A 20,928-nucleotide genomic window follows, 5' to 3' on the forward strand; every position below is an offset into this window, starting at 1 on the left:
GAAAACAGGATGAATTATGAACACAAAATTGCCTTTAAATCTTCGATGGAATGATCTCTAAAAAGGAATTTCGCTACTCCCGCTTCCTGTAAAGATGCTATTCTCTTCGCATCTTTTTCGTTGCCCAAAAGCACAACTACATCTGTTTCTTTAGAAATAAAATGCATTAAATCTTCCAGGTTTTCGCTATCCGGCACATTAACATCAAAAATAACCAGATCTATGTCTTGCGCAGAAATTATACTTACGACCTCATTAAGCGTGTTGGCTTCAAATATGGTGCACCCATCCCACAGCTCTTCAACCACAAGCGTTAAACCATATCTAATCGTTTGGTGATTGTTTGCAATTAAAACTTCCATGGTTGCGGATTACTTTTTGAGGAATTATTCATTTATTAAAATTCGCTTAAGATTTTTACTAAAATAAATACAGCCTGTCCTTATCGGAAACAGGCTGTAAGGAAATTAGCTTTGCTTTTATTAGTTAAAATCTAGCTTATCGAAAATTATACTTTAATGCAATTTCAAACTCACCATTACTGTAGTTCTGTAAATCAGCTGTATTGGTGGTGTATTGAGTTAAAATGGTTAATTGGTTTTTGTAGGTTGTTCCTGCGCCAATAGTTACACTATTTGTGCTATGATACATTCCGTTCAACAATAACTTGTTTCCAAAAAACTGAAGATTTGCACCAGCATCAAGTATATCCTTATAATTTTCTACACCACGGTAAACTACTTTAGGCTCTATACTATGCAATACATTATCCGTGCTACTTAAGAAATTATAGCTGATGGACGCCATGTAAAGGGAACGATCGGCAACCGTTCTTTGCAAATCACGATTTAAAAATCTTTTTAAATTTGGCAAAGCACCTTGAATGGTTAAGCTTTTATTTCTATATGCGATACCGAAATCTCCATCAAAGTAAACACTTCTTTGGTTGAAATTGTAAAGTGATGGATCATTAAGATCTCCTCTAACTTTGTTAAAATCTATCCATTCATCCATCACACCTGCAGAAAGTCCAAAATCGATAAAACTCGAACCACTGTTAAGTGGCAAATGATAGGCATAAGTTGCTTTTACACTAGTTCTTTGAACTACTCCAGCCTGATCATTGAAAAAATTAAGTCCTAACCCAATTTTCTTGTTTTTGGTACCATAAGTGGCAGTAACAGCTTCCATCGCTGGTGCACCTTCTATAGCCGTCCATTGTGCTTTATATCCCGCATTCAGTTCCCAACCTTGTTCTATCCCTGCAATGGCCGGGTTAGCCAAATATTGATTTTGATAATACATACTCCCCATGGGGTTTAACTGGCAATAACCTACCTTTACTGATATAAGTAGTATCGATATTATTAGTATTTTTTTCATTGCATTTATTTTAATTGATTCACCAATTGTTAAACTGGCACACCACTATTAATAAGATTAATTAATTTAAAACTAGGTCCGCAATTCAATATGAATGGCGAACACTAGTTTTTGGGTCAATTTCTAATGATTATCTATTATCTCTAATTATTGAAATTGTTCCTCTGATCAATCCAATACCTTTACCAAGATCAATCACATAAATATATGCGCCTTCTGCTAATGGCATTCCGTTGTATGTACCGTCCCAGTTATTTTGATAACCTTTAGCGCCATAAACCTTCCTACCTGCTCTGTCATAAATATTTACATCATTGTTTGGATAATAGTCGATGTTCTTAACTACCCACGTATCATTCTTACCATCACCATTTGGTGTAACTACGTTGTTAGGCAACAGTTTCAAATCATCCGTTACGTTAATCGTAATCTGCATAACCTCACTACAGCCACTTGCGTTTGTTGCAGTTACGGTGTAAGTGGTCGTCTGTTTTGGTCTAACCCTAAGCGAAGCAGTATTTTGTCCGCTTAATATATCGCCACCTGTCCAGCTGTAACTTACTCCTCCTGTTGCGGTTAAGATTGCAATATCTCCTTTAGAAATATCTAAACCTAAATCACTATTTAAACTCACTATAGGCATAGCATTTACCACTATTGATGTTGTGGCCACCGCAGTGATTGATCCATCTTGATAGGTGTAGGTTACCGTGTAACTACCTGGAGTACTCGAACTTAAGTTGATTGTACCTGTAGAAGAATTGATTTTTAAACCCGTTCCATTTACAGTGTAAATTCCACTTGCAGGACCCGTTCTCAAAACATCTGTAGAACCTGTAGCACAATATTCTGGTTTTCCATAACCAATTGTTGCTGGTGTAGAGTTTATCTTAATTGTTGTGCTTGTAGTATTTGTACAGGTACCGTTACTAAATGCATAGGTTATGGTATAGGTTTGATTAGGCGTACTTGACCCTAAATTTACCGCACCAGTAGTTGCATCAATACTTAAGCCTGAAGGACTTGCACTATAAGTTCCTCCTGCTTGACCAGTTTGAGTAACGGCTGTTGTTCCAGTTGCTTGATATTGAGCAGATGGATACGAAATTGTAGCCGTTGGTGTTGCTGGTTGTGCATTAATAACAATGCTTGTTGCATTACTTATGCAGCCACTAGCATTTTTAGCCGTAATTGTATGTGTACCCGTTGCTAAACCTGCATAGGCTAGCGTAGCAACATATGCTGAACCATCTATACTATAAGTGTTTCCAGAAACCGGTGTGATGTTGATACTTCCTGTTGCTAATGCGCAGGTTGGCTGTGCGGTTACCGCTACCGTTGGTGCTGCTGGTGCCGAAGGTGCAGAATTGATGGTTACCGAGGTTGCTGTTGAAATACAGCCCCCCGAACTTTTAGCCATTACACTATGCGATCCTACTGTTAAACCTGTATAAGTTGCCGTTGCCGAATATGCGCCACCGTCTAAACTATAGGTTTCGCCAGTTACTGTAGTAATGGCAATACTGCCTGTTCCTACCGTACAAGTTGGCTGCGTTGCAGTTAAAACCGGTGCTGTTGGCGCTGAAGGCGCAGCGTTGATGGTTACCGAAGTTGCTGTTGAAATACAACCCGCTACATTTTTAGCCGTTACACTATGTGATCCTACAGTTAAACCTGTATAAGTTGTGGTTGCCGAATAAGATCCGCCATCTAAGCTATAAGTTAAACCAGTTACAGCAGTAATACTGATACTTCCCGAACCTACAGCGCAGGTTGGCTGTGCCGTTACCGCTACCGTTGGTGCTACTGGTGCCGAAGGCGCAGCGTTAATAGTTACCGAAGTTGCTGTTGAAATACAACCCGCTACATTTTTAGCCGTTACGCTATGCGATCCTACAGTTAAACCTGTATAAGTTGTGGTTGCCGAATAAGCTCCGCCATCTACACTATAAGTTAAACCAGCTACAGCAGTAATGCTGATGGTTCCAGAGCCTACAACACAGGTTGGCTGTGCCGTTACCGCTACTGTTGGTGCTGCTGGTGCCGAAGGCGCAGCATTGATGGTTACCGAAGTTGCCGATGAAATACAGCCACCCGCACTTTTAGCGGTTACATTGTGTAAACCTGCTGTCAAACCTGTATAAGTTGCCGTTGCCGAATAAGCGCCGCCATCTAAACTGTAGGTTTCCCCGGTTACTGTAGTAATGGTTAGACTACCCGTCCCTACTGTACAAGTTGGTTGCGTTGCATTTGCAACCGGTGCGGTTGGGGCCAATGGTGCAGCATTAATGGTTACCGAAGTTGCAGTTGAGATACAACCATCCACACTTTGAGCCGTGATACTGTGCGAACCTGAAGTTAAACCTGTATAAGTAGTCGTTGCCGAATAAGCATTTCCATCTACACTATAAGTTTCTCCGGTTTTTGCTGTAATGCTAATGGAGCCTGTACCTACCGCACAGCTTGGCTGTGCCGTTACCGCTACCGTTGGTGCAGTTGCACCCACTGGTGCAGCATTAATGGTTACCGTAGTAGGTGCTGAGGTACAGCCTGAACCATTTTTAGCAATTACACTGTGCGAACCTGCTGTTAAACCTGTGTAAGATGTGGTTGCCGAATAAGCGCCACCATCTAAACTATAAGTTAAACCAGTTACAGCCGTAATGCTGATGATTCCAGTTGCCACGCTACAATCAGGTTGTCCTGTTACGATTACCGTTGGCGCTGCTGGAGCAGCTGGTGCAGCATTAATCGTCACCGAAGTTGGTACAGATAAACATCCGTCGATACTTTTTGAAGTTACACTATGCGAACCTACAGTTAAACCTGCATAAGTTGTTGTTGTTGAATAAGCACCACCATCTACGCTATACGTTTCGCCGGTTACTGTGGTAATACTTATGGTACCCGTAGCAACAGTACATGTTGGTTGTACGGTTACAGTTACCACAGGAACAACCGCCTCCACTTTGGCGGGGCTAATGTTAAATGAAGTTGCTGTAGAAGTACAACCACCTGCAGTTTTTGCAGTTACATTGTGCGAACCTGGTGTTAAACCACTATATATTGTAGTTGCAGAATATGCACCACCATCTAAACTGTATGTTTCGCCGGTTACAGCGGTTATGCTGATGCTTCCTGTAGGTGTACCGCATGTTGGTTGCGATACTACATTAACTACAGGTGTAGCAGCCGCTGCTGGTGCAGCATTAATGGTTACCGAAGTTGCCGATGAAGTACAGCCACCTGCATTTTTAGCGATTACGGTGTGCGACCCTGGAGTTAATCCGTTGTAAGTTGTTGCTGCAGAATATGCACCGCCATCTACACTATAAGTTTCGCCGGTTACAGCAGTGATGCTAATAGAACCAGTACCCACTGAACAGGTTGGCTGTGTAGCTACGGCTACCGTTGGTGCTGTTGGTGCGCCTGGCGCCGTATTAACTGTTACTGAAGTAGCAGTCGAAATACAACCATCTACACTTTTAGCAGTAACACTGTGCGAACCCGATGCTAAACCAGTATAAGTTGTAGTAGCAGCATAAGCACCACCATCTAAACTATAAGTTTCGCCGGTTTTTGCTGTAATGTTAATCGAACCTGTACCTACAGCGCAGGTTGGTTGTGCAGTTACCGCAACTGTAGGTGCAGTTGCAATTACTTTTGCAGCATCGATAGTTACTGAGGTAACTGCGGTACAAGTACCTGCATTTTTAGCCGTTACCGTGTGTGTTGAACCCGCAACTAAACCCGAATAGGTTAATGTGGTAGAATAAGCACCTCCATCTAGACTATAAGTTTCGCCAGTTACAGCGGTAATGGTTAAACTTCCCGTAGGAGTACCACAACTCGGTTGCGTTACCGCTACAGTTGGTTGAAGTGGCAAATCGTTTACAGTTACACTGGCCGTTGTAGTTGTTGGGCAAGAGCCATCAGTAAAAGTATAGGTTACCGTGTAAGTACCTGCAGCACTCGTAGCTAAATTTAACGCACCAGTATTGGCATCAATTGTTAAACCTGTAGGCAATGCACTGTAAGTACCACCTGTCGTTCCCGTCTGGGTAACTGCAGCCGTACCTGTTTTACATAAGTTTGCCGAATAAGCAATTGTAGCAACTGGTAGAGCCTTTAAATTAACGGATATATTTGATACCGTTGGCGTTGCACTACATGCTGGGTTAACGATAGAAACTGAATAATTTAAGGTACCAACGGTTAGTGGATCTAAACTCACTTGTGGATTTTTCAATCCTTTGTAAGCTGGGTCTCCAACAGTATTTGAAATACCAGGACCACTCCAGTTATAGGTTATACCTGCACCCAGTGCATCTACATCCATTTGCATGGTTGCACCTACATATTTACATACCGGAGCAGGACTCGCCTTGCCATCTACCCTTGCGGTAGGTGCAGCAGCTACGCCGATTTGCGTACTCTCGGTAATAATATTACCACAACCATCTTTTACTTTAAAATAATATGTTCCTTCACTTAAGCCTGTAAAGGTATTACCACTTTGGAAAGCTCCATAAGGATCGCCGATGTTATGCCCTCCAATGGCATATTCTAAAGTATTGCCGGGCGCTGGTGAAAGTGTGCTGGCCACAATGGTTAAGGTACCATTGGTTGCACCTGTAGTACATACATAACCACCAGTTGCTGACTTATTTATGCTTAAAACATTTGCTGCACTTAAAGTAACCGTTTGGGTTAATACATCGGTAGTGCCACCTTTAATCCTAATACCAAAAGTATAGTTACCATTGGTTAAACCGTTAAAGGGTAAGGAAGCGGTTGTACTGGCCAAATCTCTTGTTTGACCAACATTACTGGCAGAACCTGGTAAAATAATAACTTGATAAGCAGTCGCATCGTCAAAAATACCGTTCACCACATAATCAAACCCTCCGCAAATTGGGCTTATGGTATTACCTGTTAGGCTTGCCGTATAACCTAATACAGTTACATTTAGATTTTTTATACCGCAAACTGAAGTTAATTCTAATGTATAAGTTCCTTTAGGCCAATAATTAATTGGATCTGTAGAATTTACATTAGGCACAACCCAGTTACCACCTCCATCCAAAATGCCAGTTTTAATTGTACCAACCGGGACTAATGGACTACTCGAGCTTAAGACCTTAACACTAACTGGATCATTTGGTGCCCCAGGTGAAAAACTTAAGTCTAATTGACCATAATTTAATGCATTAAGATTACGGTATGGACCGAAATAAAATTGTGCTGGTGCAAAACTAGAAGTAGCTGAGATAGAAATATTTTGACCCGCATTTGACCATACTCCTGTGGTATACCCAGCACCATCAACATAGGTAAAATGATAGGTTGATCCAGGGGTAAACCCAGTAAATTGCTGAGTGACAGTAGTTTGAGTAACTGTAATAACATCAGCTGGATTCGATGTATTTGTGAACACGTAATTTACGGGCAAACAAGTTAATCCAGCCCCAAAACTTGCAACAACTGAAGCGTTTCCACTACAATTTTTTGCAGATAGTCTTGAAATTAACTTATTGTAGTTTATTATAGGAATTACTTTACTGTTACCACATGCATCCATCAATACAACTGCTGTTGGAGTTGCAGTCAACTCATCAGCAAGTGCGGCCGCTCTATCAGCAGCCAATGGAGCTGTAACCTGCGAAGTTAAAGGCGAGAATCCTGCTCCTCCAACGTCAGGTCTTCCATCTCCAGTAATGTCCTGACCATATAACTGGTTTTGAAATCTTATTTTCCAGGTAAATTTCGCAGCATCAGAAGCTGAGATTGAAACCGAATTTGCAACATATTGCCATCCAAATTCCACTACCATTTTGAGCGTAGAATTACAATCATTAAAATTATTTCGAGAAAAATAGGCTACACTTCCAACTTTAATATCAGCTAAAGTAACTGTAGGGTCTGATATAGAAGTTGCTGCTGTGGTTGTAATACCGCAGTTATCAGTTACACTAACAATATAATTTCCTTTAGGTAAAGCAGTTGTTGCTCCAAAAGTATAAGATGTCGCTGCAGTAGCCGCACTACTTTCTATAATCGTACTTGGGGAAGTTTGATTAGCAATCTTATAGATATAACTCGCCTTTCCACCGGTAACTGTTGTGGTTAACGTTGTACTTGTACTTACACAGGTTAAAACCTTAGTAGGTGTACTCACTACCATGTCGGCATACCCATTGGTTACCGTAATGGTACTGCTCGTGTAAACGGTACCGCCAAGGCTGGCCCTTGCATTTAAGGTGTAATTGCCATTAATTAAACTGGTAAACACATTGCTATTGGTGTAAACCGATGGGTTGCTGGCATCAGGTGCTACAACAGCCCCTGCTAAAAGCAATTGGTACTGAGGTGTTGCCCCGAGCCCTGTACTACTGGCCGTAATCGTACCACCAGATTTACAACCATTTGTTACTGCAGTACCGGTTACGGACTGTGCCTTTGCAAAATTCCCTACCCCCACAAGGGCCGAGAAAATGAGCAAGATTAAGAGATAAGTAAATTTTTGTTTCATAACGTTAAATAAATTGCATTGATGTTTTCATGATGTAATTAAGATAGTTTAGCTCGTTTTTAGAGTATTTTTTGGCTACGTGGAGGCGTATAAGAAAAGTACTTTTAAACGTTATCATCTTGATCAAGCAAAATTATTGTAACTAACTGGCACAGAATAGCCATAAATGTGAAAACGAATACCCATATTTAGGGGTTTTTACACTTTTTTGCTCTATAACCGTATTATAAATAATACTTATTTGATTAAATTTGTAAATAAACCACATTATGCTATTAGAAAATAGATAGATTAACAAAGCAGTCTTTAGAAGCAATTCTGTTATAACTTATACCATAATAAAATTAAATGCTGGCCCTCTTTAAGTTAGATGATCTTATTCCTTTTCTCTGTATCGGAGCAATAGCCATATCTGCAATTTATCATTGCAACTTATTTTATTTTAACCGAACAAAACTATTGGGCGTGTACAGCATTTACTTGGTACTTTGCCTATTATTTTTATTACAGGCAACAATTACGAGCAACAGGGTTGAAAATCCTCCAATTGTACCTCTTTTATTTTGTGCCTCTACCCTTTGGCTCTCCCACTTAATTTATATCTACTTTCTGCTCTTTACATTAAAAAAAAGGGAAAAGGAGTATTTGGTTATTAAATTTATTCGCAAAATCTGGATCGTTTTTATCCTGAGTACAATTTGCCACATATTTAATTTTTTGGGGCCATTAAAATATCAGGATATAGTTTGGTATTTCGCATTGATATTTGATAGCATTACACCGCTAAGTATTTTGATACTGACTTACTTACTATTTAAAGAAAAACGAGATGCTTTTAATTTAAATATTATCGTAGCAACCCTTTTTCTTATCCTATTTAACCTATTGGATGTTGTGTTTAGCTACGATATTATTGGAGCTTTTGAGATCCCGATAGATTCACTTTCTTTTGTTGGGATGGGGTATTTTACGCAGGCTATATTTTTCTCCCTAGCGTTTAGTTTTAAGGTTAAAATGGAAGCTAAAGAAAATTTTCTAGCTAAAGAGAAGCTAACCCTACAAATTTTAAAATTAGAAACTGAAAGGAAAAAAGCAGCAGAAGTTCTGTTAAAACATGAATTTAACCTCCGTGAAGAACGACACAAGACCATTATAGCGCAACGAAAAATCATTGCAAATGAACTTCAAGATAGCTTAACCGAGAGTTTGATGGCCGTAAAATATTTAGTAAATGATCAACATAAAAAAACACACTCTGCGCACGAAACCGAAAACCTTATAGAAATTGAAGAGGAAATTGATTTGATTTTTAACGATGCAAAAAACTTCAATAGCTTTTTAACTAATCAGGATCTATTTTACAGCAACTACGTATATGATATTGATGCTTATTTAAACAAAACAAAGTTGAGGTTTAAAAGCTTGAATTTAATTCGCATCAACACAGATTATAATCCAGAACTTATAGAAAGTTTATTGCCAATAAACATTTCGGAATGTGTATATCTCTGCATTAAAGAATGTTTAACTAATATTATAAAGCATGCCGATGCTACAGATGTTTTGATCTCGATTTTATTTGAAAATAGCTTTTGCAACTTAACCGTAGCCGACAACGGAAAAGGAATAGCGCCAAATCGCATACAAGAAGGTGTTGGGCTTAATAACCTAAAACTTCGGGTTAAAGACCTAAATGGCGAATTCAGCATCGCAAACAATTCGCCAGGAAGTTTAATCTGCATTAAGTTGCCACTAAATTAAATTAAATAATGCTATCTCAATATACTTTAGAATCACTAATTCCAATTTTCGCAATCGGCGCACTGCTGCTCGCTGCAATTTATCATACCAGTCTATTTTATTTCAATAGGGAAAAATTAATCGCCAATTATACCATTTATTTATGGTTCTCCTTAAGTTACATGTTAATAGTTTGCTCTACAACCCTTACCAATTTATACAATACCAGCTCAATCCAATACATTCTTAGTACAATAATCTATTGGCTTTCGTTATTGGCTTATTTAAAGTTTATTTTAATTGCCAATGAAAACACTAAAACCAATGCGCTTATCGTTTATAAAATTGCAAGGAAAACCTACTTGCTTACACCAATTTACATTTTTGTGCGTTTCCCCGAGTTGTTGTTTTCTCCAAAAATTCAAGAAATTATATTGCTCTATGGTACCATTTTAGATGTTTACCTTTTCGGAATTTTTCTTTGCCTATTGTATTTCCTCATCAAAGAAAAACTCGATAGTTATCACAATTACATCATTATTGGCACCATTGCCATGCTGATTACCAGTATCCTTAATTCCATTACTTACTATGCGCATGGTTATATTTTAGGCTTAAATCATATCTCATACACCGGTTTAGGTTGCTTTTTAGATGTAATCTTCTTCTCTGCCGCCGTAGGCTATAAAATGAGAACAGATTCCCAACAGAAATATCGGGATCTGGAAATTCTGATTCAACAGCAAATTGCCTACGAAATTGAAAAAGAAAAAGCTGCAGAAATATTATTGATTAACGATTTAGAGTTATCAACCGAACGGAGCAAAGTTACCCTAGAACAACGTGCGTATGTTGGGAGGGCTTTACATGATGACTTAAGCAGCGACTTGGCCGCATTAAAATATTTGATTAGCAATAAAGTTAAAAAAACCACTACACCAACCGAAATTAATGCACTTAAAGGTATTGAAGAAGAGGTGAATAGCATTTACGAGGAAACGAGAAGTTTAAGTCACCAATTGATAGAAAACGATAATTTTGATGGCGGTTTTACGTACGACATTGCAGACTATCTAATTAAAATACAGCAACATTTTCTAGATTTCAATATCATAGAAATAAAATCAGATTATGATGCGCTGTTAGTTAAAACCAATTTAACGCCTTTATTAAATAAGCTGATCTGCAACTTTATTAGGGAAGTAATCTCAAATGTAGTCAAGTTTACAAATGCCAATACCGCCCACATTTCCATCCATTTTGAGCAGGAGAACTGCATAATTTTTATTCAGGATAATAGCACCAATAAAATCGATCCTTTTGATTTTCTGGCCAATATTACAAACCCAAAGGGGATTATTAATATGGAAACCGATATTAATCTTACAAATATTAGGGCTTCTATTTCGTTAAAGATTGAATGATTTTGGTTTGAATTGGATTGATACATTGTTTTAAACGAAAAAAGACACAAAAGAAATTGTAAGCGATACGTCTTATTTATAAAAGACAATCATTCTCCCGCAGGCGTAATTAATGCAGAGCAAAATCCACCCTAAGCATTAAGATTCCCATCCGATAGCTATCGGATCAAGCTGAGAATGACGGCCGCTTTAATAGCGAGTTGCCTACTCATGCCGTCATTCTCGCGTAGGCGGGAGTTAATGCACAGCAAATAATCCCTAAGCATTGATGAGGCTATATCGGAATATCTTATTATTTGGTAACGATAAACTTTTGTGTCTTTTGTGGTAAAAACCGACCACAAAAGACACAAAAGCAAAGGTGGGTTTTGATTTATTGTAAAATAAAATTGTGTGTGTGTTTATTGTATGTTTTTGATTTGAGCCCCTTAATGACGGCCGTTTTAATTGCGAGTTGCCTAGCCATCCCGTCATTCTCGCGTAGGCGGGAATCTTAATGCAAAGGCAAATAATCCCTAAGCATTAATGAGGCTATATCGGAATATCTTATTATTTGGTAACGATAAACTTTTGTGTCTTTTGTGGTAAAAACCCACCACAAAAGACACAAAAGCAAGGGTGGGTTTTGATTTATTGTAAAATTAAATTGTGTGTGTTTATTGTATGTTTTTGATTTGAGGGCCTTAATGATGGCCGCTTTAATAGCGAGTTGCCTACTCACCCCGTCATTCTTGCGTAGGCGGGAATCTTAATGCAGAACCAAACCCAATTTTTCTTTAGATTTTTGTCACATTGAGCCTGTCAAAATGCCTTAAATGCACTTTTTATTAATCCTTAGAAAAGCTCAGAAAAATCATTCACATTTAGGATAAAGCCCCATTACAAAACCAACTTAACTTCACTTACATTAAAGCTACTTTCAACTCTTCTGCCTTAGCTCTTCCTGCTTGGTAGGTAGGATCTAGTTTTATTGCCTTTTCAAGATATTGCAAGGCTTTGCTTCTAAACTTTTTTACCTGATGTTGTTTGGCCCAAGCCCAATAAGTAAAACTCATTATTTTCCAATTGGCATAATCATCAAGTCGTTCCTGTTTATCAATAATAGATTGAAAATCTTGTTTGGCAAATTTTCTTTTGGTGAAGAAAAACCATGGTAAGTTCTCAGCAACGCTCCCTCTCAAAAACTCTGGAAGTGGAGATACTGCACTATATTTTTCTACTGCATCTCCAAACAAAACAAATGCTTCCCCAAGATATTTTAGTTTTTTCGTCTCTGCTCCTACCAATGATAATGATGATGCCCGATATGAAGCAATGAAAGGCATTAAAGCTTGATCAGTTTTTGGATCGTTAAACATTTCGCTTAAAACATCATAAGCCTTCTGCGCATAACCTTGATATTTGGTTTTAGAAGAAAAAAAAAGATTCAACGCAGTTTCATGATAAATCAATCCCAATCTAGTCTTATTAATTTCGTTGGGATTCGATTTATAATCATTTTCAACTTCGATTAATTTATGCTTCAAAAGTGTGGTATCAATCACTTCCATAACATCATCCAATTGATGTTCGGTAGCCTTGATTACAGATAGATTAATTTTTTGAGCCTGTACTGTGCTAATGGTTGCCATAATTACGGTTGTTAAGGTTAAAAATATTTGTCTCATTTTTTTAATTATTTATTGAAACAAATTTGCAACCTAATCAACACGCAAAACGATGACTTAAGTTAAGACTTTCGTTTAGTAATGATTCTATTTTGAATCCTGCTTAAACTCTCAGGACTGATCCCTAAAAAGTTGGCGATATATTTCTGGGAAATTCTTTGAAATAAATTTGGTTGATTTTTAATCAATTTTTGGAAACGTTCTTCTGGTTTCTCAGACGAAAGAGACATGGCAATTTCAGTAGCTCTTTGCGCCACCTGCTCAGCCATTATTCTGCCAAAAGTTTCGTATTTACCACAAACTTGGTATAAAGCTTTTAGGTTGTTTTTACGAATAAGGAAAACAATTGTTTCTTCCATAGCTTGTAAATTCATGATGCAAGGGCTGTTATGGGTAAAACTTTGAAAATCGGTTACCCAGGCATTTTCAAAAGAAATATCACAGGTTTTTTCTACACCATCCTTAACATGAAAATGCCTGATGGAGCCTTGGGAAACAAAAGCAATAAAATTACAGATCTCGTTATCATGAAGCAGATATTCTCTCTTCTTTAAATCCTTCTTTTCAAAATAAAGAGGTATAAGATCTAATTCTTCATTAGATAAAGAAACAATCGATTGGCAATATTTTTTAAGTGTTTCGAACATTTTATCATAAAATCGATAGAGTAAAGCTATAATAAAAAACCGACGAAAACATTCGCCGGTCTACAATAATATTATTTGGTTTTACAATCGCAATCTACTGCGCATGTTTTTGATTTTTTATTTTTCTTATACCATGCATACCAGAAGAAAAATGCAGAAATACCTAAAGCAATCATGCCAATTTTTTCTAGATAAAAAGAGAGCACTGTTAATGAGGTAATCCCAACTAGGCCCCCAATTACTGGCAGAGCACAGCACAATACGCAAAGGGAAATGCCTAGCCAACCAATTTTTTTAGGCCAGCTTTTGCCTTTTACAATTTCTTCATTGTTTATTTGATCTAACATTTCCATTTTTTACGTTTTTTAGTTGTTAGGATAGCTGGAGATTTTTTACCTTTTAAGTTATTTGTATCTGCCATTGTGTTTTTAAAATTTGATGAGCAGTTTTTATCGCAATAGGCTTTACCACAACCGCCACAAACTGATGAGGGCTGGGTTACTGAAGTTTTTTTATCAATAGTTTGTGCTTGAACTGAAGAACTTAATCCTATTAAAAAAGCCCCTAGTAACAGAGCTTTAAAATTTGTTTTGATCATCGTATTTTTAGTTAAATTGTAATTATGTTTACAAACATAAACAGTGGAGTATAGGCAACAGTCAAGGCTTTTCTAAAAAAAATAAAAAATATGTTAATAGGGCAACTTGTAAAAGAAACTGGGCTTACAAAAGACACCATTCGTTATTACGAAAAACATGGCTTAATAAGTATTGGCAGGAAAGAAAGGCGTGATAATAATTATAAGGAATATTCAGATGTAATGAAAACACGGCTTTTCACAGTTAAAAGGCTTAAAAACTTTGGCTTTACCCTTAATGAAATTGCAGATTTGTTAAATTTAATTGATGTGAACGAAGCATCATGTGGTAATGTTTCACATAAAATAGAGGAAAAAGTAACGTTACTCGATGGAAAGATTCGTGAATTAATCTCAATTAGAGCAGTTTTATTTAACAGCTTAAAAAAGTGCAATGATAACTGTAACCCAAGCAATCCAGAAGATAATTGTCCGATTTTAATTTCGGACTTATAATCGAGAATTTGTTGGATCAAAATTACAACAGCAAGTTGGTTGATCAATTACTAAGATAACGCTAAACAAAAAATTCTGGTTCTGTAAAATGTAAAATAAACCCGACCGACAGCGTTATACCATTTTTCATGGTATTAAGCAAAGGGCGGGATTGCTGAAGACGATTACCACAGGTATTGCTTTCCAAAAAAACTCATCTCTTTAGTAATAACAGAGCCAGAAAATATTTTATCTGGCTCTGCCATTTCTTATTTTTGACTAAACACCGAATAAATTCTTACTTCGGGTGTTGCTTGTAAATAAGATTTCAATGCAGAAACAACATCATTATTAAATAAATCACATTTTAAATAAGCTTCTGCATCCGCCTGTGTTTTAAAACCATGCAAAACCTGTACATCATCCGTTCTTATTAACAATTCTTTTGAAACTGCACCTTTTATACTTTTCAAAAATGGAGATTTGTAATTTAAATACACGCCTGCTGCAGCTGGCCTATCGGCTTCATTTACTTTCAAGGTAATTTCTAAATAGGCGCCTACGGCTTGTTTTGTTGTTTTTTGTGCAAGGCTAACCGTAGATAATAACGTTCCCATAAGTGTAAGGCAAACAAATATGTTTCTTTTTAATTTCGTCATTTTGTTCTTTTTTAATTGTTTATGTCAATATCGACACTACAAAATTGCAATGTTAGCCACTAATCTAAAATGGACAAAAAAGAATATGAATGGTAAATTTAAGAAACGATTTTCCTGAAATCGGTTGGCGATTTATTTACCTGTTTTTTAAAAAACTTTACAAAGTAAGATGCATCGGCAAACCCCAACTGAAACCCTATTTCATTTACATTTAAACTAGAATGACACAACAACCGCTTTGCTTCTAATATAACCCGATCGTTTATTAGGTTTAGTGGCGATTTAAACGCGATATCTTTAGTATAATTTGCGAGCGTTTTGGAAGATATACTTAATAAACTGGCGTATTCTGCAACGGTATGCTTGTGCTTAAAATTGGATTCGATTAACTGCCTAAACTTTAGGAATACAATGTGGCTATTGCTTTTTATAGATAATTGTTTGGAGTTGTTCCTTTTGCCAAGGCGCTCTATTGATATAAAAAACAGCTTTAGTAAGTGTTTTAAATAATCTTTATGCGCAAAATTTTCTGGAGTTTTAATTTCTTGTTGAAGCTGTGCAATTAAATTTTCCAGATTACCTACATCAGATTTTGAAATATTAAAAAAAGGATCGCTTTCAAAATCGTTAAAAATATTTTTCAACAATAGGTCGACATCATTTTCGCTCCCTCCCAAAAAACTTTCGTTGAAATGGATAATTAAGCCTTCATAATTTGCATTGTCATCAAAAAAGTGAATCTGATTTTTAGCGATAAAAAAAATTGAATTCGGGCTAACCTCAAATGCATTAAAATCGACAAAATGTTGACCAATGCCTTTCATAAACCATATCATTTGGTAAAAACTATGAACATGTGGTTGGTGAGTATGTCCAACATTTTTCGCCAAATAATCATTCAACGAATAAATTTCAAACTGAAGTTTCTCCGGTTGGTCTTTATGAAGATGGTAATGAGATATTATGCGACTGTTTTTTATCATTTGGAATTATTTTAGCATAATGTTCCTCTAATACAGCCTTCTTTCTCTTAAAGTCTGGAATCTTAATGCCATTAGTTTTAAGATTTCCATCCGCTCACTATTGGGTTAAATTTGAAATGACGAGTGCCAAAACCTATTTTAGCAATGTGCTAAAGTAGATTAGCAATCAGAAGTTAAAAGTGGCTGATTATCCTATTACCCGCATTATTTAATGTCTTTTCTTCTAATTGATTAAATCATAAATCCGCACTTCCTCATTTTTAATCCTTTTTTTCATATCGCCGTTAAAAAATCTGGTTTTCATTATCCCAACCATTTGTGAGAAATAAAACCCATGACCTACAACAATACAATCCTGTTGTTTTTGTTCTATAAGATCTAGAAAAACGCTTATCCTTTTTTCAGAATCTTTTCTAATTTCCTTTTGTCTCTTATTATTGATTAACCATTGTAACCGGCCGATTAGCATCCATGCTGATGTGGGCAATTTAATTTTCGTATCAACAAAAGATCGAAGTGGCACTTCATTAAGTAAAGCTGTTTTAATTACTTCAACCTCTCCAATTAAAATGCGGTTAGCCGTTTCTTCACTTCTGAATAAGGTACTCACGTAAATAATTTCTCCTTGTAGATTTATTTTTTTTATAGATTCAATATCACTAAAATCATAATTTATACAGGCCAAATCAAACATTTCTGAGTTATAAAAACTAGCCCAATTAAATAATACTTTTGAGTGCCGTATAAATGTTATTTTCATTAAAAAAGAATGCTTAATTCGGTTTCTATTTTTCGCTATTTATTAATTCCCAAACTTTCTCGTAATAGTCTGCTTTGGTGATTCCGGTTAATTTTTCGAGATTTTTCATTCTTTGTATAATCTTAATACTCTTTTATTAAGCTAAAATATTCAACGCTTTTTTTTAGTTTATATAGAGGAAGAATTTCCATCAATTCCTTCACTTTTGCTTCTTCAATATTTTTAAAAATTACAATCGCTCCATTTTTGGTTTGTCGTAAAAATAAATGGTCTATTATACCTTCTTCTTTCCATTGGGCAACAATTTCTTGTTCTTGCTTTAGGATATCTTGGAAATTTTTAGGGAGGTTTTCTGTGTCTATTGTTAAAATTACTTGAACTCTGTTCATGATGTTTTGTTTATATTTTTCTTTTTTCTCTTTTGATACTGTTTACTTGACTTTGATTATGCAAGTAATTTACATTGTTAGTCATTTTTTTGAATTTGATAATTATTAAAGTGTTCCAGCATATATTAATCCTGAAATAACAAACATTAATAGCCATTGCCATAGTTTTATAAAGCTTTTCGGAAATTTAGTAGAAATAATCAATGTAATTAAAAAGGCTATTCCGTAAGCAAAAAAATAAATGGCCAAAATATTTAACAGTAATTTCGGATCTTTAAAATAGTTGGTAAAATTAATAAGTGTTAATCCAATGGTTGCCAGTAAACAATCTACAGAAACCATTTGAAATGCACCTCTACCCATAACCCAAAACTGAAGTTTCGCAAAATCAGTTTGATCAGGCTCTATTTTTCCATAAGCTCCATCGCCTCCAAAAGTATGCGCTATAAATGTTAGGAATACCAATATATTGGCTATAATGAGTGTTGTATTCATTAGATAAGGATTAGTAGTTTTAAGCAGAATAGAATCTACTTTTATAGATTTTTTGCCGTTCTAATTTGTTGTAGCATATCTTCTGGTAAAGCATTAACTATTTTCTCAGCTACAATTTTTCGCCACAAAAAACCTAAAAGCCCTTCAATCTTCATGGTGGTCGTTAACTTTAGCCCATTTGGGGTCTCTTCAAAAATATGTTCACCATACATTTTAGCTAAAGGAAATGTGGTAAAATCTGTATAGCTTTTGTTTTCGGTAGCCTCCACAATCCCAACTTTAAGCTTTGGACCTCCTTTGGGCTTGAAAATAAAATGATTTCCTTTCTCAAATTTACCCTCCAATTCTGCAAATTCAACCCCATTATCCCAAGTATGCCATTTATTCACGTCTGAAACAAGTTTCCACATTTGTTCTTTTGTAACTTCCTTAGTTAAGATTGTATGAGATTTTGACCACATATTTTATTGTTTTATTTTAATACCATTGATATAATTTTATAAGCAAAAATATTAATATTCAATCAGCTCAAACAGCCATAAAAAAGAAATAAATCACACATATTTACAGGTATTGCAAGAGAAAAACCCAATCTTATTAGGTTAATGTTTTAATGTATTATCATTTTTTTATCCAGAGAATATCCCAACGGCAATAAAATTAAATAAGGTATGGGCGAGAAGAAAGTTAAGTACCAATAATCAGTTAAATAGTTAAAATTCTTTCCTAAATATAGCTTCAGGTAAATAAAATCGTAGGTTAATAATACAAACGCGAAATAGGAAGCGCAAATAAGTGCAACTTTAAAATAACCGCTTTTAGTGATGGAGCGTAATAGTCCTTTTCCTATAAATAACATCACTATGGTGGGAAATATTACAACAAATATCAAAGCATTTATGAAACTTAAATCTTGATAGTAATTTGTCCATAGTCCAGCTAAAAAGAACCAAGTCCAAAATGTTGTCGATAGATATAATAAATATAAATGATTCCGAAATGCCATAATCTCAATAATCTAATAATGAATAGTTTTAACTCTTAATCTTTAAGGAAATCAGATGTACATTCTGGAATCCCCTAACCAATTTAAATCTACAACATCCATTAATCATCCACAATCCCCATATTTTGGGGTATAAATTAGTTTATCAGTAATAAAAAAAAAACCAAGGATTAGATCTTATTTTTCCCTCGCAGATAGGCTCTTTTTTCATAGCTTTGAGGTAGATATTCTCAATATTCACCGTTTCCATCTATAATGAGAGAAGTATTTTAGATTCAAGAATAATAAAGTAGAGCCAAGTTTATAAAAGATAACTTTTGGTTAAAAGACTCCTAATTTTAGAGTGCCTAATTTTATAACCATAGATTATCCTTCCAGCTAAAAAAATTAAGCCTCTAAAATGACGATTTTAAAAAAAAACACACTTCCTAAAAATTCAATTTTGAATTCCAATCATTCAAAATATGACTACATGGATGGTTTTGCCGGAATGGTAATCGATCACGATCATAAATTTACTTCTCTCCACCTTTGGATCGCATTTTTTTCGAGCGCTTTAAAAAGTCCAAAATGGATTGAAAGATTATTTATCTGGAGAAACAAAATAGTATCTATTTTTGGATTAAAAACATCCAGCAACATGGAGGATAGATCTAGCCAACTTAAAAATCTAAAAGGTGAAAATGGAGAACACCTTGGTCTTTTCAAATTACTAGATAGAACCGAGAATGAAATCATTTTAGGTCACAACGACAAACATTTAAATTTCAAAATCTCACTACTACTTGGCGAACAAAAAAGCGGAATAACCGAAAGGGAATTAATCCTTTCTACAACAATAAATTTTAACAATTGGTTTGGCAGAATATATTTTACAATCATTAAACCATTCCATAACCTTATAGTACCGAGAATGCTTAAAGTCATCATTAGTGAATTAGAAAACCACAACTATTAATGGTTATACCTAAAAACAAAGGCCTGAGTTTTCACCCAAGCCTTTTTCTTACCCACCCCACTATTCATATTTAATTAAGAGCGTTTAATTAAACACGGATTTCGTTAATACGTTTATAAATTCTGAAATACACTTTCTCAAGATTATATTAATTTTAATCATTTAAAATTCTCCTGCAGATCACGCAAAATCTGCAGATTGCTTCTGCGTAAATCACCTTGATCTGCGGGAGATTTTATAATGCTATTAATCCTTGCCGAATCAAGTTAGAAGAATACCAATCCATTACATCAAATTAAAATTAATTGGCATATTGTATCTCACGCGAACAGGAACACCTTTATTTTTACCAGGTTTCCATAAAGGCGATTTTTTGATCACTTTCATTGCTTCTTCATCGCAACCATAACCAATTCCCCTCAAAACTTGAACGTCGGTAATCGAACCATCTTTCTCCACTACAAAACTTACAAATACCTTACCTTGAATCTCATCTTCTTGTGCTCTTGAGGGATACCTTAAATTGCGCTCCATATATTTGGTAAAGGCTTTCATCCCCCCAGTAAATTCTGGATATTCATCAACTCCACCACCAATATAGATCTCATTATCAACCCCACCAACAACACCTTCTTTGTCTTTACCCAAACCATTTCCATTCCCAGTAGCAGTCGGGATAACCAAGTTTGGTTTAATCTCTCCATCTTGGGTTTTATTACTAACAACAGCACTTTCAATGTCCTTAATTGTTGGCGGTTCTTCTATGTCTTTTCGGTCAACCACCACAATATTCGAAACCATCTTAACCGTTTTAACCTTAACTGGCTCTGCTTTTGCTGGCTCTACCTTTTTTTCAGGCTCAACCTTTTTATTCATATCATGGATAGGCTGCAAGTCCACTACGGTTGTAGTATTTTCAAAAACAGTCTCCTTCGGAAATACCTTTGCATAAATAATTGGAGAAAAGCACAACAGAAGAAAAATACTTCCCGATACGAAAAGTGCTCTGGTCATGATAGTAGACGACTTAGATCTTAATTCATAAGCGCCATAAGTTTTGTTGCGGTTTGCAAATACAAGATCGAGCCACTCGGTTTTGTATACGTTAATTGAAGAATTGAACATAGCTTTTAAGTTTTATACCATGATGTAGAAAATTAATCAATTCCATAAAACTTTAAAAAATCTATATAATTTGCGAAAAATGAAATTT

18 protein-coding genes are annotated in these 20,928 nt (G+C 35.9%); 4 read left to right on the plus strand and 14 right to left on the minus strand.

The features are described 5' to 3' along the window. Positions 1–14 precede the first annotated feature (14 nt). The 3 genes from H7U22_RS20990 to H7U22_RS21000 all read right to left on the minus strand — a co-directional run bounded on the left by H7U22_RS20990 (position 15) and on the right by H7U22_RS21000 (position 7,915). A complete protein-coding gene (locus H7U22_RS20990; protein ID WP_187073307.1) occupies positions 15–362 on the minus strand; it encodes a response regulator in 348 nt (115 codons plus the stop codon). Positions 363–498: 136 nt separating this feature from the next. Then, positions 499–1,383, minus strand: coding sequence for a PorP/SprF family type IX secretion system membrane protein (locus H7U22_RS20995; RefSeq protein WP_187073308.1), 885 nt, complete (start codon positions 1,381–1,383; stop codon positions 499–501). A 130-nt stretch (positions 1,384–1,513) separates the two neighbouring features. Further along, complete coding sequence (locus H7U22_RS21000) at positions 1,514–7,915, minus strand: gliding motility-associated C-terminal domain-containing protein (protein ID WP_187073309.1); 6,402 nt, start codon at positions 7,913–7,915, stop codon at positions 1,514–1,516. Positions 7,916–8,263: 348 nt separating this feature from the next. Between H7U22_RS21000 and H7U22_RS21005 the strand changes: the two genes are divergently transcribed. Together H7U22_RS21005 and H7U22_RS21010 are read left to right on the plus strand one after the other, a co-directional pair. Beyond that, the gene (locus H7U22_RS21005) at positions 8,264–9,676 is read left to right on the plus strand and encodes a sensor histidine kinase (protein ID WP_187073310.1); all 1,413 of its coding nucleotides are present in this window, start codon (positions 8,264–8,266) and stop codon (positions 9,674–9,676) included. Positions 9,677–9,684: 8 nt separating this feature from the next. Further along, the gene (locus H7U22_RS21010) at positions 9,685–11,079 is read left to right on the plus strand and encodes a 7TM diverse intracellular signaling domain-containing protein (protein ID WP_187073311.1); all 1,395 of its coding nucleotides are present in this window, start codon (positions 9,685–9,687) and stop codon (positions 11,077–11,079) included. A 902-nt stretch (positions 11,080–11,981) separates the two neighbouring features. Here H7U22_RS21010 and H7U22_RS21015 read toward each other — a convergent pair. From H7U22_RS21015 to H7U22_RS21030, 4 genes are all read right to left on the minus strand, one after another. Next, entirely contained in the window at positions 11,982–12,746 is a 765-nt protein-coding gene (locus H7U22_RS21015; RefSeq protein ID WP_222621924.1) for a hypothetical protein, read from the minus strand. 62 nt (positions 12,747–12,808) lie between these two features. After that, positions 12,809–13,393 carry a Crp/Fnr family transcriptional regulator gene (locus tag H7U22_RS21020; protein ID WP_187073312.1) on the minus strand — a complete coding sequence of 195 codons (585 nt, stop codon included), beginning with the start codon at positions 13,391–13,393 and terminating at the stop codon, positions 12,809–12,811. Between the two features lie 71 nt (positions 13,394–13,464). Further along, the gene (locus H7U22_RS21025) at positions 13,465–13,740 is read right to left on the minus strand and encodes a hypothetical protein (RefSeq protein ID WP_187073313.1); all 276 of its coding nucleotides are present in this window, start codon (positions 13,738–13,740) and stop codon (positions 13,465–13,467) included. Continuing rightward, the gene (locus tag H7U22_RS21030; protein WP_187073314.1) at positions 13,734–13,991 is read right to left on the minus strand and encodes a hypothetical protein; all 258 of its coding nucleotides are present in this window, start codon (positions 13,989–13,991) and stop codon (positions 13,734–13,736) included. Before H7U22_RS21030 ends, H7U22_RS21025 begins: the two co-directional genes overlap by 7 nt. Positions 13,992–14,081: 90 nt before the next feature. Between H7U22_RS21030 and H7U22_RS21035 the strand changes: the two genes are divergently transcribed. Next, a complete protein-coding gene (locus H7U22_RS21035) occupies positions 14,082–14,486 on the plus strand; it encodes a MerR family transcriptional regulator (protein ID WP_187073315.1) in 405 nt (134 codons plus the stop codon). Between the two features lie 248 nt (positions 14,487–14,734). Here the strand turns inward: H7U22_RS21035 and H7U22_RS21040 are convergent, their stop codons facing one another. The 6 genes from H7U22_RS21040 to H7U22_RS21065 all read right to left on the minus strand — a co-directional run bounded on the left by H7U22_RS21040 (position 14,735) and on the right by H7U22_RS21065 (position 18,212). Beyond that, positions 14,735–15,124 carry a hypothetical protein gene (locus tag H7U22_RS21040; RefSeq protein WP_222621925.1) on the minus strand — a complete coding sequence of 130 codons (390 nt, stop codon included), beginning with the start codon at positions 15,122–15,124 and terminating at the stop codon, positions 14,735–14,737. A gap of 98 nt (positions 15,125–15,222) precedes the next feature. Beyond that, positions 15,223–16,107 (minus strand): AraC family transcriptional regulator, encoded by an 885-nt coding sequence (locus tag H7U22_RS21045; RefSeq protein ID WP_187073316.1) that lies wholly within the window; start codon positions 16,105–16,107, stop codon positions 15,223–15,225. A gap of 223 nt (positions 16,108–16,330) precedes the next feature. Beyond that, positions 16,331–16,867 carry a histidine phosphatase family protein gene (locus tag H7U22_RS21050; protein WP_187073317.1) on the minus strand — a complete coding sequence of 179 codons (537 nt, stop codon included), beginning with the start codon at positions 16,865–16,867 and terminating at the stop codon, positions 16,331–16,333. Positions 16,868–16,989: 122 nt separating this feature from the next. Continuing rightward, entirely contained in the window at positions 16,990–17,256 is a 267-nt protein-coding gene (locus H7U22_RS21055) for a hypothetical protein (RefSeq protein WP_187073318.1), read from the minus strand. Between the two features lie 105 nt (positions 17,257–17,361). Continuing rightward, a complete protein-coding gene (locus H7U22_RS21060; protein ID WP_187073319.1) occupies positions 17,362–17,751 on the minus strand; it encodes a hypothetical protein in 390 nt (129 codons plus the stop codon). Between the two features lie 41 nt (positions 17,752–17,792). Then, positions 17,793–18,212, minus strand: a complete 420-nt coding sequence (locus tag H7U22_RS21065; RefSeq protein ID WP_187073320.1) for an SRPBCC family protein — start codon at positions 18,210–18,212, stop codon at positions 17,793–17,795. Positions 18,213–19,157: 945 nt separating this feature from the next. Here H7U22_RS21065 and H7U22_RS21070 point away from each other — a divergent pair. Further along, entirely contained in the window at positions 19,158–19,715 is a 558-nt protein-coding gene (locus tag H7U22_RS21070; protein ID WP_187073321.1) for a DUF2867 domain-containing protein, read from the plus strand. Positions 19,716–20,000: 285 nt separating this feature from the next. Here H7U22_RS21070 and H7U22_RS21075 read toward each other — a convergent pair whose 3' ends face one another. After that, positions 20,001–20,840, minus strand: coding sequence for an energy transducer TonB (locus H7U22_RS21075; RefSeq protein WP_187073322.1), 840 nt, complete (start codon positions 20,838–20,840; stop codon positions 20,001–20,003). Positions 20,841–20,928 lie beyond the last annotated feature (88 nt).

Origin of the sequence: Pedobacter fastidiosus (assembly GCF_014306625.1) — a bacterium.
In the GTDB taxonomy this organism is placed as follows: Bacteria; Bacteroidota; Bacteroidia; order Sphingobacteriales; family Sphingobacteriaceae; genus Pedobacter; species Pedobacter fastidiosus.

Coding starts and splice junctions, on each gene's coding strand:
- H7U22_RS20990 (WP_187073307.1), bottom strand. CDS start 362: ATGGAAGTTTTAATTGCAAACAATCACCAAACGATTAGATATGGTTTA.
- H7U22_RS20995 (WP_187073308.1), bottom strand. CDS start 1,383: ATGAAAAAAATACTAATAATATCGATACTACTTATATCAGTAAAGGTA.
- H7U22_RS21000 (WP_187073309.1), bottom strand. CDS start 7,915: ATGAAACAAAAATTTACTTATCTCTTAATCTTGCTCATTTTCTCGGCC.
- H7U22_RS21005 (WP_187073310.1), top strand. CDS start 8,264: ATGCTGGCCCTCTTTAAGTTAGATGATCTTATTCCTTTTCTCTGTATC.
- H7U22_RS21010 (WP_187073311.1), top strand. CDS start 9,685: ATGCTATCTCAATATACTTTAGAATCACTAATTCCAATTTTCGCAATC.
- H7U22_RS21015 (WP_222621924.1), bottom strand. CDS start 12,746: ATGAGACAAATATTTTTAACCTTAACAACCGTAATTATGGCAACCATT.
- H7U22_RS21020 (WP_187073312.1), bottom strand. CDS start 13,393: ATGTTCGAAACACTTAAAAAATATTGCCAATCGATTGTTTCTTTATCT.
- H7U22_RS21025 (WP_187073313.1), bottom strand. CDS start 13,740: ATGTTAGATCAAATAAACAATGAAGAAATTGTAAAAGGCAAAAGCTGG.
- H7U22_RS21030 (WP_187073314.1), bottom strand. CDS start 13,991: ATGATCAAAACAAATTTTAAAGCTCTGTTACTAGGGGCTTTTTTAATA.
- H7U22_RS21035 (WP_187073315.1), top strand. CDS start 14,082: ATGTTAATAGGGCAACTTGTAAAAGAAACTGGGCTTACAAAAGACACC.
- H7U22_RS21040 (WP_222621925.1), bottom strand. CDS start 15,124: ATGACGAAATTAAAAAGAAACATATTTGTTTGCCTTACACTTATGGGA.
- H7U22_RS21045 (WP_187073316.1), bottom strand. CDS start 16,107: ATGATAAAAAACAGTCGCATAATATCTCATTACCATCTTCATAAAGAC.
- H7U22_RS21050 (WP_187073317.1), bottom strand. CDS start 16,867: ATGAAAATAACATTTATACGGCACTCAAAAGTATTATTTAATTGGGCT.
- H7U22_RS21055 (WP_187073318.1), bottom strand. CDS start 17,256: ATGAACAGAGTTCAAGTAATTTTAACAATAGACACAGAAAACCTCCCT.
- H7U22_RS21060 (WP_187073319.1), bottom strand. CDS start 17,751: ATGAATACAACACTCATTATAGCCAATATATTGGTATTCCTAACATTT.
- H7U22_RS21065 (WP_187073320.1), bottom strand. CDS start 18,212: ATGTGGTCAAAATCTCATACAATCTTAACTAAGGAAGTTACAAAAGAA.
- H7U22_RS21070 (WP_187073321.1), top strand. CDS start 19,158: ATGACGATTTTAAAAAAAAACACACTTCCTAAAAATTCAATTTTGAAT.
- H7U22_RS21075 (WP_187073322.1), bottom strand. CDS start 20,840: ATGTTCAATTCTTCAATTAACGTATACAAAACCGAGTGGCTCGATCTT.